General features: G+C 51.4%; 11 protein-coding genes and 1 tRNA gene. 8 read left to right on the top strand and 4 right to left on the bottom strand.

The features are described from left to right. Window positions 1–60 precede the first annotated feature (60 nt). The 3 genes from sufB (at window position 61) to ACZ51B_RS05460 (ending at window position 3,552) form a co-directional block, all read left to right on the top strand. Window positions 61–1,584 (top strand): Fe-S cluster assembly protein SufB, encoded by a 1,524-nt coding sequence (gene sufB / locus ACZ51B_RS05450; protein WP_464296224.1) that lies wholly within the window; start codon window positions 61–63, stop codon window positions 1,582–1,584. An 86-nt stretch (window positions 1,585–1,670) separates the two neighbouring features. Then, window positions 1,671–2,678, top strand: coding sequence for an ATP-binding protein (locus ACZ51B_RS05455; RefSeq protein ID WP_464296225.1), 1,008 nt, complete (start codon window positions 1,671–1,673; stop codon window positions 2,676–2,678). A 67-nt stretch (window positions 2,679–2,745) separates the two neighbouring features. After that, window positions 2,746–3,552: a helix-turn-helix transcriptional regulator gene (locus tag ACZ51B_RS05460; protein ID WP_464296226.1), complete on the top strand. Its 807-nt coding sequence runs from the start codon at window positions 2,746–2,748 to the stop codon at window positions 3,550–3,552. Window positions 3,553–3,620: 68 nt separating this feature from the next. Here ACZ51B_RS05460 and ACZ51B_RS05465 read toward each other — a convergent pair whose 3' ends face one another. Continuing rightward, a complete protein-coding gene (locus ACZ51B_RS05465; RefSeq protein WP_464296227.1) occupies window positions 3,621–4,709 on the bottom strand; it encodes an outer membrane beta-barrel protein in 1,089 nt (362 codons plus the stop codon). 586 nt (window positions 4,710–5,295) lie between these two features. On the opposite strand from ACZ51B_RS05465, the gene ACZ51B_RS05470 reads away from it, so the two are divergent. From ACZ51B_RS05470 to ACZ51B_RS05490, 5 genes are all read left to right on the top strand, one after another. Next, on the top strand, window positions 5,296–7,038 hold the full coding sequence (locus ACZ51B_RS05470) for an ammonium transporter (protein ID WP_464296228.1): 1,743 nt from the start codon (window positions 5,296–5,298) through the stop codon (window positions 7,036–7,038). A gap of 105 nt (window positions 7,039–7,143) precedes the next feature. Then, window positions 7,144–8,322, top strand: coding sequence for a cation:proton antiporter (locus ACZ51B_RS05475; RefSeq protein WP_464296229.1), 1,179 nt, complete (start codon window positions 7,144–7,146; stop codon window positions 8,320–8,322). Window positions 8,323–8,325: 3 nt separating this feature from the next. Continuing rightward, window positions 8,326–8,679 carry a P-II family nitrogen regulator gene (locus tag ACZ51B_RS05480; RefSeq protein ID WP_464296230.1) on the top strand — a complete coding sequence of 118 codons (354 nt, stop codon included), beginning with the start codon at window positions 8,326–8,328 and terminating at the stop codon, window positions 8,677–8,679. 43 nt (window positions 8,680–8,722) lie between these two features. Beyond that, complete coding sequence (locus tag ACZ51B_RS05485; protein WP_464296231.1) at window positions 8,723–9,136, top strand: EamA family transporter; 414 nt, start codon at window positions 8,723–8,725, stop codon at window positions 9,134–9,136. A 44-nt stretch (window positions 9,137–9,180) separates the two neighbouring features. Then, complete coding sequence (locus ACZ51B_RS05490; RefSeq protein WP_464297172.1) at window positions 9,181–9,441, top strand: DUF4031 domain-containing protein; 261 nt, start codon at window positions 9,181–9,183, stop codon at window positions 9,439–9,441. A 4-nt stretch (window positions 9,442–9,445) separates the two neighbouring features. Here ACZ51B_RS05490 and ACZ51B_RS05495 read toward each other — a convergent pair whose 3' ends face one another. The 3 genes from ACZ51B_RS05495 to ACZ51B_RS05505 form a co-directional block, all read right to left on the bottom strand. Beyond that, window positions 9,446–10,366, bottom strand: coding sequence for a DUF6765 family protein (locus ACZ51B_RS05495; protein WP_464296232.1), 921 nt, complete (start codon window positions 10,364–10,366; stop codon window positions 9,446–9,448). Window positions 10,367–10,527: 161 nt separating this feature from the next. Then, window positions 10,528–10,604, bottom strand: a tRNA-Ile gene (locus tag ACZ51B_RS05500). A gap of 47 nt (window positions 10,605–10,651) precedes the next feature. Beyond that, a complete protein-coding gene (locus tag ACZ51B_RS05505; RefSeq protein ID WP_464296233.1) occupies window positions 10,652–11,335 on the bottom strand; it encodes a polysaccharide deacetylase family protein in 684 nt (227 codons plus the stop codon). Between the last annotated feature and the right edge of the window lie 115 nt (window positions 11,336–11,450).

The following is an 11,450-nucleotide window of genomic DNA, read 5'->3' on the forward strand; positions in this document are numbered from 1 at the left end:
GTAGGAATAAATGTGGTTGCGTAGCCGGTGCTGCCGGGAGGGCAATCCACTTGAAAACCCATGTCTGAACAGAATCTTGACCAAAGCACTGCACTGCTAGAACAGTTTGCCAACCGAGAGTACGAACACGGTTGGAGCGTTGACATCGACTCGGACACGTTTGAGCCAGGCCTCAGCGAAGACGTCGTTCGCCGAATCAGCAAGAAGAAGAACGAGCCTGAGTGGCTGCTTGATTGGCGCCTCAAAGCGTACAAGCAGTTCTTAACCATGGCTGAGCCGACTTGGCCGAATGTCCACTATGAGAAGCCGAAGATGGAGGACATCATCTTCTACTCGGCACCTAAGCAGAAACCTGTTTTGGACAGCCTTGAGGATGCAGACCCTGAGATCCTGAAGACCTTCCAGAAGCTTGGTATCCCTGTTGAAGAACAGAAAGTGCTTCTGAACGTGAAAGGGGCTGCCGCCTCGGCTGCGGATGCCCTTGCGCAACCTAAAGAGCTTTCTGGTGTGGCGGTTGATGCTGTGTTTGACTCGGTCTCCGTTGTGACGACCTTTAAGGCACAGCTCGCCAAGCTTGGGATCATTTTCTGTTCCATTCAGGAAGCCGTTCAAGAGCACCCTGAACTGGTTAAGAAGTACCTCGGCTCGGTTGTCCCCTACAGCGACAACTACTACGCAACGCTCAACAGCGCGGTGTTCTCGGATGGTTCGTTTGTTTACATTCCGAAAGGCGTTCGCTGCCCGATGGAGTTGAGCACCTATTTCCGAATTAACGCGGAGAAGACGGGACAGTTCGAGCGCACCTTGATCATTGCTGAAGAGGGATCTTTCGTGAGCTACCTTGAGGGCTGCACTGCACCGATGCGGGATGAGAATCAGCTTCACGCAGCGGTGGTTGAACTGGTTTGTGCCGGCGACGATGCAACCATCAAGTACAGCACTGTTCAGAACTGGTACCCAGGCGACAAGAATGGTGTCGGCGGCATTTTCAACTTCGTTACTAAGCGAGGAATCTGCAACGGTCGACGGGCCAAAATCACTTGGACGCAGGTCGAAACCGGCTCCGCGATTACTTGGAAGTACCCAAGCGTGATTCTGAAAGGCGACGATAGCATTGGCGAGTTCTATAGCGTTGCGTTGACTGCCAACAAACAGCAGGCCGACACTGGCACTAAGATGATTCACATTGGCAAGAACACCCGTTCCACCATCGTGTCGAAAGGCATCTCTGCTGGAAATGGCCAGAACACTTATCGCGGCTTGGTGAAGATCAATGCTGGTGCAGACAATGCACGCAACTACTCGCAGTGCGACTCGATGCTGATGGGAGACCGCTGTGGAGCTCACACCTTCCCTTACATCGAAGTGAAGAACCCGACGGCAACCGTTGAGCACGAAGCTTCTACCTCCAAGATTGGTGAGGATCAGATCTTCTACTGTAACCAGCGGGGCATTCCTACTGAAGACGCTGTTAACATGATTGTCAGCGGATTCTGTAAGGAAGTGTTCCGAGAACTCCCTATGGAGTTTGCGGTTGAAGCTCAAAAGCTTCTTGGCGTTTCGTTGGAAGGAAGCGTCGGCTAGTTGTTGTGGTCCAGACTTGTCCAAAAGGCAAGTCTGGACACTCCCTCCAACCTTGCGGCTTGATCCGTAGGTAAGCTGCAATCCCTATGACTGCCAGATGGTTGCGCGCGATTGATGCGCGTTTGGAGAGCGTTCCGCGAACGGTTGCTTTCCTGTGCGCCATTTTTCTGGCATGTGCCATTGCCTATCTTGACAAGTATAGCGGTCCAGACCTTGTCATTCTCTATCTGATTCCCATTGCCCTCGTCAGCTGGTATTCGGGGCGCATCTCAGGGTTTGCGACCAGTGTTGCCTCGACTATGCTGGGTTATCTCACGCATACGATCAAAGCTCAGGATGCGGATCAGACACAAACCATTCGTCTGGTTGCTTACATAGCGATTGCCTACACGGTGAGTCGTCTTCGGGAAGCTCGAACTGAGAAGGAGCATCTACTTAACTACATCGTCCATGATCTGCGCTCACCGATCTCCAGTGCGATCACTGGCTTGATGACCCTGGACCAGACCAGTCGTAATCTAGACGCACTTGATAAAGAGATGGTGGAGCTTGCGCTTGTTTCCAACCAGCGTGCTCTTAGCCTGGTGAACTCCATGTTGGACGTTGCCAAGCTGGAAAGCGGCAAGATGGAGGTCCGACCAGAGTTGGTCGATGTGGATCGGTTCTTGGATGACTGCACGATGCAGGTCGCTTTGTGGGCTCAGGGGGCGAGTGTTGAGCTACGGTTTGAGGCACAGGTGGAAAGCCTGGTTTTTGATCCAGCCCTTACGAGTAGGGTGGTGATCAACCTTCTGGGCAACGCTTTGAAGTTCAGTCCTCCCGGATCAGCCGTTCTCGTGAGAGCTGTGCCGGATCCTGAGGGTACGAGGTTTGAAGTGATTGATCAGGGGCCAGGAATCCCGCCCGAATATGTGAATAGCATTTTTGAACGGTTCACCCAAGTCAAAGGAACCCAAGGTGGAACGGGGCTGGGGCTCACATTTTGCAAGTTGGCCATATCGGCCCAGAAGGGTCATATTGGAGTGACGAGCGAAGTCGGTCGGGGTAGCAATTTCTGGTTCACCCTTCCCGAAGTCACCTCCAAGCCATCATAGCGCTAGCTGCACGAATCGCAATTGATTCGACCAAGAAGATTGCCTTCGCACAGGGTAAATATGTGCCATGAGTCGTACGGTAAGCCTTCCGCTTGGTGAGAAGCCGGTCATTGGCTGCGCTTGGAGATGTGTCCACGGGAGCAAGCCATACGAGTCCTTTGTGGTTCCTAACCTGTGGGCTGTTCATCTTTACCGCTACTCAGCCAAGTTTGTGATTGACGGAGTGCCATTACAGATAAGACCCGGCTATATAGGCTTCACACCACCGGGAGCGCGTACGGAGTATTACTTCGAAGGGCGTTCTGTGCACGTATCTTCTCTGTTCTCTCTGGGTCCTGCCGATGCGCGTGCAAAGCAGCTGCCGGTGTTGTTTTCAGTTGGGAACAACTTTGAACTTCTATGGGATCGGATGGAACAGGTTTCTTCGCTTTCTGAGACCAACCGTCTGCATTCTGAGATCCGGCTGTGGGATCTACTGATGTCGATAGCCGCCGCTTATGAGAACCCGATTTCGTCTGCCAGTCATCCCAAGGTTGTGGAGTTGGCGCTTGCTTGTATCGATCGGCAGTTGTCAGAACCGATCTCGGTTGAGGGACTGGCGAGCGAGCTCGGCATCTCCCCCCGCCACCTGACCCGCCTCTTCCAATTGAGTGTTGGGGACTCTGTTATTGGAACGATTCAAAAGAAACGGATGACTCGCGCAAAGTATCTGCTACTCAATACCGGCATCTCGGTGAAGGAGATTGCCTCTATGGTGGGCTTTTCAGATCTTCATCATTTTACGAAGTCGGCGAAAAGGCACTTTGGTGTCTCACCAGGGCAAATGAGAGAACGCGGTCCAGAAAAAGTGGTCGTGACTGAGCACGAATATTAAGGCTTTAAAAGAGAAAGCGCCATCCGCATCAATTGGGATACGGACAGCGCTTGTAGTAACCGGTCAAATTAGAAACGTAGTACGTGCGAGAATGTCAGTGTCGTGCGATTGTCCTTCAAAGCACCATCTTCGCCATTGAATGCGCTCACATTCGACTTGTCGTATCTGAGTTCTACTCTAAATAACGAGTCTTTGCTCGTAGCATAGCTAAGAGTGCCCGTAAGTGAATTGAATCTTGCAGGACTGCCGATGGATCGGAGACCTTGCGGGTCGGATACCGTTTCATATCGTACTGCACCTGTGATCTTATCGCTTAGTTGAGCAGAGACATAACCAGCGATTCCACTCCATTTACCACCAATTGCCGAGCTGCTGGTTTTGGCATCCGCATAGTCTGCGTTTATTGCTAGTTTGATCTTGTCTGTAAGCTGATGTGTGACTATGAGATCCCCCATATTCACATTTCTGGTGCCCGGTGAAGGAAATGCGATTCCACTCACCTGATTGCTGCCTTCGTTCCCGCCGAAATAGTTTGCAGTTATGGATGTCTTGGGAGTAAGACTATAGGCTAGCGTCGCACCAATGCTCTTGCCACCATTAGAGTCTTCGACCTCATTCCAACCGTTAACCAGATAGAGTGAGGCTGTCAGCGCTTTGCTCAGTGGAGCCGATGCGCGAAAACCCGTATGGTAAATGGGTTGACCTAATGTGTACAAGAAAGAACGGGAATAGTTATCACAATCTGGACTCAAGACTCCCTCGTATCCTATCCAACTCAGGAACTTGCCGAAGTCGATGGTCACCTCAGACTTCGGCACATTGTAGGTCACGAAGAGTTGCTGGAGAAGCTTTGTGGAGTTAACACCACCTGGTTCAGCTGCATGAATAAGGTCGGCATTCTTGCCTATTGTGAAGTTAGCTGTTATCCCAAATGGATTTTCTGATGTAGCTTTTCGCGACACGTTAAGCTGGAGAACAGCAAATCCAAATTGATTATTCTTAACGTCAAATTCACGTAGATTTACACCGGAAGCCGTAGGTGGCTTTCCAAAATCATACTGATAGTAGTAATCGATATGTCCGCTAAAGGTAAATCCTTTAAAGTCTTCCGCCGCGTGTGATGCAACGGTCAGTGCCGAGAAGGTCGCGAGCATCATCGATCGCTTTAGTGTCCGACTTATTTGATTTTTCATAGCATTTACACTTGCCACAAGGTGAAAACGTGGCGATTATAAGTGCAAATCTTAACATCGCAAAGTGGATTTTCGATAAATGAGCATATTGCTACTTTTGCGACAATTAAGTAACTTCGCCTAATTCAAGAGAATGAACATCATTTGTGAACCTCAATAGTCGTTCAAATTTAATCAATTTAGATTGCAACCATTTAAGCACCTTGAGCAATAAATTGAACGACTATCAACTTACATGTGTAAGTTGATAGAATTTGAACCCAGTTGACTTCAGTTCGCAATCTGTGGCATACGCCAATCTTCAACCTGCGGTTGCAGGTATTTTTACTTGGTATCGAATTGAATTTTATTAAGATGTTGCGATTTACGAAACCTTCGCCTACAATGCACCAGAACCGCAAGGGCGCGGCTAAACCTTAGAGATTGATCCGGAGGGACCAGTGGGAAGGCTTCGCCTTTTAAACAATTTGATATATCGGTCCGCCATTGCTGGTGGGACCACTTTTTCGTTCAAGTCGTCCAGCTATGTCTGTAGCTGTGGAGGTCACACATGTTGACCTTCTTCTCAAGCAACCGCAAGAAGCTTTCCAGAATCGTTCTTTTGTGTTGGGTTGTTGCATCGTTCCTAACGATCTTTGCAAACCAACGCGCTTTCGCAGAGGACCCGAAGCCGGCGGCGGCGGCGGCTCCGGCAGAGCCAGTTCCAGACTCCAACGGAACCAAGACGGGTGGCATTGCTGATGTCAAGAATGCTGCGGGGGACACCTTTGTTCCTCCAGCGCCAGGTGATTCCGACGACGCGGCAACCAAGGCAAAGAAGCAGAAAGATCTTGATGAGTACAACGAGCTAGCCAAGAAAGAGCCGCTCGCCGTAAAGCTCGCAGACAGTGTCGGCCAAACTCAGGTCGCAATGAACATCTTCTGGACCCTCGTAACCGGGTTCCTCGTTATGTTCATGCAGGCCGGATTTGCGATGGTCGAAACCGGCTTCTGCCGCGCTCGAAATGCAGCACACGTTATCATGACGAACTTCATGATCTACCCAATTGGGATGATCGGGTTCTGGCTCGTGGGCTTTGCACTGATGTTTGGAAGTGTCTCTGCATCCAAGATCGGCGGCCCACCTTCGCTAGGTGGATTGCCAACTCTCAATGGACATGAGTTTGCCATTGGTGGATTCGGAATTCTCGGTCTCAAAGGCTTCGGTCTAGGATCCAGTGTTTACGACGTCGGCGTCTACACAATGTTCTTGTTCCAGATGGTGTTTATGGACACCACTGCAACCATCCCCACAGGCGCTATGGCAGAACGGTGGCGATTTAGCGCGTTCATCGTTTACGGCTTCTTCGTATCCATGATCTGCTACCCAATCTATGGTCACATGGTATGGGGTGGTGGCGGACTTGCCATGCTTGGACAACTACAAGGGCTCGGCCATGGAGCCGTTGACTTCGCAGGTTCGAGCGTCGTCCACGGAGTCGGTGGAGGCATCGCACTTGCCGGAGCCATGATTCTTGGTCCACGACTTGGAAAGTATGGAAAGGACGGCAAGCCGAGAACTCTCGCCGGACACCACATCCCTATGGCTGCTATCGGAACGTTCATCCTGGCGTTCGGATGGTTCGGCTTTAATCCTGGTTCCACACTCGCCGTTGTCGGTGGTGGAAACATTCGGGTTGGAATCATCGCAGTGAACACGATGCTTGCTTCAGCAGGTGGCGCATTTGCTTCCCTCATGCTGATGAAGTTGAAGACCCAGAAGTTCGATCCAGGCATGGCGATTAATGGATTGCTCGCTGGATTGGTTGCAATTACAGCTCCATGCGCCTTTGTCTCGGCATGGTCTTCCGTGGTCATCGGTGCAATCGCTGGCATCCTTGTTGTCTACTCATGCTTCTTCTTTGAGAAGAAGGGAATTGATGACCCAGTCGGCGCGGTTTCCGTTCACGGTGTGTGCGGTCTCTTCGGCATGATCTCAGTTGGAATCTTCTCCGACGGAGTCTACGGCCAGGGTTGGAATGGAGTTGGCGCGACCGAATATCTCGGCAAAGCAGGACAAGGCGTCACTGGCATCCTCTATGGCGACTCGAAGCAGCTAATCGCTCAGCTGATTGCGGCTGTCGTCTGCGCCGCATGGTCCTTTGGAACAGGCTACTTGTTCTTCTGGCTACAGAAGAAGGTTATGCCACTCCGACCTACGGCCGAAGAGGAACTTGGCGGTCTCGATATGCCTGAGATGGGCGTACTCGCTTACCCTGAGTTCCAAGCTGCTCCCGAAGGTCCAATCGAATAAACTAACCTGCACCTAACACTGCAGTCACACTCAAGCAAGATCGTACAGGGGGGAGGTTTTCAGCGACGTAGCTGAAGGCTCCCCCTGTGATCTTCATCAGATCTTATGACCAACAATGTCCTCTTACCCATCGCCCTCATGCTCGCAGCGGCGAAACTAGGTGGAGAGTTTTGCGAACGGGTGCTTAAACAACCCGCTGTTCTTGCTGAGATCATTGTCGGAGTCCTGCTTGGCAAGAGTTTGCTCGGATGGGTGGACGGAACGAACACAACGCTCCAGCAAATGGCTGAAATTGGAGCTGTACTTCTCCTTTTCGAAGTTGGACTTGAAAGCGATATTGATGAGCTTTTCAAAGTAGGGTTTGAAGCGCTCTGGGTTGCCATCGCTGGAGTCGTAATTCCGTTTGGACTTGGGTATGCCGTGGCAATCGCACTGGGCCAACCCACCATGAATGCTCTATTTGTCGGCGCCTCTTTGACGGCCACGTCTGTCGGTATCACGGCTCGGGTGTTCTCAGATCTCGGGTTTCTACAGGGTCGGGAAGCGAAGATCGTACTTGGAGCTGCCGTCGCCGATGATGTGATTGGCCTCGTTATTCTGGCCGCAGTTTCTGGGATCGCTTCTGTGGGTGTCTTCTCTGCTTCGGCAGTCGGAAAGGCCTCGTTCCTGGCACTCCTCTTTCTTGTGGGTGCTGTCGTTATCGGCCTCAAAGCAACACCTATATTATTAAAAGCAGCGCGCCTCATGCGCACGCGTGCTGCAGCGTCTTCTGCGGCGGTTGTCATCTGCTTGCTGCTCTCGACCGTGGCAGAGCTCGCAGGGCTTGCACCCATTGTTGGTGCCTTCGCAGCTGGACTCGTATTGGCAAAGACTGAGGACAAGATTCACTTCGATGAAAAGGTCCGATCCATTGCTGACCTATTTGTCCCTGTGTTCTTCGTGTTCATGGGTGCCCGTATGAATCTGGCCTCTATGACCTGGCCGATTATTGGCATTGGTTCTCTACTACTACTTGTTGCGATCATTGGCAAAGTCATCGGGGGGCTTTCTGTTCCCGCGAAAAACATCAGTCGATGGATCGTTGCAGTCGGTATGATTCCTCGTGGTGAAGTGGGCTTGATCTTTGCAAGCATTGGACTTTCGAGCCACATTATCAATGAGGGATTATATGGTGCAATCATCTTCGTGGTCGTTGGCACCACCTTTATCACACCTCCCCTTTTAAAGTTTGTTGCAAGCAAAACCCCAGAACCGTTTGCGGAGCCCGTCTCGCTCCGACGATAACCCATGGAAGTAACCGCATACAAGATAGAAGCCGTGATTCGCCCTCAGCGGCTGGAAGCTGTACAAGAATCGCTTTACGAGATTGACCTGTTTGGTCTTACGGTGACCGAAGCCAGAGGCATGGGGCGGCAGCGTGGCGTCACTCATACATTTCGAGGCTCTCAGTACGCTCTGAACTTGGCCCCCAAAATCAAGATTGAAGTTGTTGTGACCCCAGAGATGCTAGACGAAGCTGTTGCAGCGATTACGGATGCTGCCTACACTGGCGAAATAGGGGATGGCAAGATCTTCATCATCCCTGTTTCTGAGGTGGTGAGGATCCGTACTGGCGAGAAAGGAACGATCGCACTCTCGTAATCTCTTGGTTCGGGGCATACTCGAATCAGGAGACTGAGGCTTTATGGACTTTCGAGTATGGGCGATCTTGTCGGCACTATTTGCTGGGGCGACAGCGGTTTTAGCCAAGAAGGGTGTGCAAGATGTGCCACCGAATTTGGCTTTGGCTGTCCGGGTAGTGGTGATCCTATTCCTGGCCATCGGGGTGGCGGTAGCTACTAAAGAAACCAAGCTCGATCAGATCACTCCAAGGGCATGGACTTTCCTGGTCCTTTCCGCCGTCGCAACTGGAGCGTCCTGGCTATGCTATTTTCGAGCACTCAAGTTGGGTCCGGTGAGTCAGGTGGCTCCAATCGATAAGCTGAGTTTTGTGATTGCCACGCTGTTGGGTATTGCATTCTTGGGCGAAAAGCTATCTCCTAAAGTAGCGACAGGTGCAGGCGTTATTGTGATCGGAGTGCTGATCACGCTTAGCTAACACAAACCGTCGTAGATTCATTGGAGAAGTGTTTTAGGTTGGCGGTGTACGTAGATTATCTCTTTGAGGCCGAGGGACCAGGTGGACATCGAAGATGGTGCCACATGACGGCAGACACGGTGGAAGAGCTTCACGAGATGGCGGAAGCAGTTGGTATGAAACGCGAGTGGTTTCAGGACAAACGGATACCACACTATGATCTCCTCCCAATAAGTAGAGAAGAAGCGGTTGCCAAGGGTGCGATGGAGATCTCGGTGCGTGAAATGGTCATGCGCGCTCGGGGCTCGCACATGACCAAGAAATGACGGCTCAGTCGTTCGGCATGCCTGCCGCCAGAAGCTGCGCAGTGGTCATATTGGTGAAACCCTGCTGGACCTTTTCTTGCGTAGTTGGGATCACGATTCGATCTCCCATAGCCGCACCGTACCTATCACAGATGAGTTGAAGACTCGCTCGGGTCAGATTGAGATCTGCTTCATCTGCCGTGTACCGAAAACCAAAGGTGGGATCGATTGAACTCTTGTAGGATCCAATCTGAGCTCGGATGAGGTCGGTAAGGAATCCGCGAGCTGTGAACATTGCCCCATCTGGCGAGAGCTGGTGGAAGTACTTCCCTTCATCTTTCCAGTTGGTCTGGATAGATCCGCCCTTTGGTTGATAGTTCGCGATGAATGCGGGAGGCGGCTGGTTATAGACTGCTCGCCTAAATTGAATGGCATACCGCAGTCCGTCTTCAAAATTGAGAATCGCCGTCACGGGATCGAATGGAGGCCGGTCGGGCTGGTGGAAGTCTTTCGCGTGCCCGAAGGGTGTGTTATACGTGATGTAATTCGCGTAACTCTTCGAGTCTCCGTCGTAATGATGACGGTGGGCCCAGGTGTCTTGCTGATAATGGAAGAACACCCCTAAAAGGAAGAGTTTGTCGCCAGGGCTGATCACTGCCTTCGAGAACATCAAGTCTTTCCGCTTGATCACACCTCGGGCGTACATATTTCCGCCTTTATCCAGTGCATGCCAGAGCGACTCTTCCGGCACATTGGGAATAATCCCCCCAATACCGCCATTGGCTACCGTGCCTTTAGAGTCGTCCATTCCCTGATCCACCGCCGCAACTTTTATCGCGTCAGCGTGGTTGAAACCAGCGGTGCGGCAGATGATGTAGGTCATCTGGAAATGCGTGTCTTCTTCGTAGGCCAATGCGGGAGCAGCGACCGCGGAAAGCAATGTCAAAGCGGCACATTTTAGCGTCAAACCATTTGCCTTCATAAGGCCTTCACATTACTAGTAACCTGCAAAAAATACAAGTTACTTAACTCATACTTAAACAAATAGAGCGACGACAAACCGCGATCTGATTACTAGGAAGGTGTCTCGTTCGAGTAGAAGTGGGATGGTGGGCCCAGCAAGATTCGAACTTGCGACCTCACCCTTATCAGGGGTGCGCTCTAACCAACTGAGCTATGAGCCCGAACGAGGTTTAAGAGTATACCCATACGTTTTCCTGAGCGCAAGGGTTTACCGCCTTAGCTTCTGCCGAAGCGTTGTTTTGTAGATCAGCATCGGAAGTGAGTCACTGAACGCAACGACAACACGGGGAATGAGAAGGCGATCATCGGTGGGTTTGGCTAGACCCTTTCGAAGTGAGATGCCGACTTGATAATTGAGAGACTTCAAGACCTCCAACGTCACGTTGTTGTAGCTCCCGTAGGGGTAACAGAAGGACTCAGACTGGATGCCCAATGAAGCAAGATCGACATGTGCTTGCTGAATCTGCTGGCGCTGTTCTTCAAAGGAAAGTTGGGAGAGGTGAGGGTGGCTTCGCGTGTGGTTTGCCATCTCGTGCCCCATTCTCTGAGCCTCGATAAGCGATTCGAGGTTTGCTAGAGGCCGCGCCAAGTCTTTATCCCACTCGGAGGTTTTGCCAATCAGATCGCTCACCACAAAAAAAGTTGCCCTTTTTTCATACCTCTCAAAAATCGGCACGGCATATTTCAAGGCGGACTCGTAGGCGTCATCAAATGTGAAGCACACAGAACCATTTGGGAAGCCCTGGGCGTAGTGTTTCGCCGTCACAAAGGGCCGATTTCGCCTTGCATAGAATCGAATGTGGCTCTCTAGGCGCGCTGGGCTTATGTTCAACCGACGTCCTTCTTCCCCCTCTGGACCCACTTTGTGATAGCAAAGAACGATAGATTGCATCTCTTTACACAAAACGCGTGACGCTTTGCCCTTTTGAAACGTCCGAATAGCGTCGAATCATCCGGTAGACAAGATACCGGTTCTAGGATAGAATGGCACGAGGCGGACGGGGTTT

The organism is Fimbriimonas sp. LA-C6 (assembly GCF_055398105.1).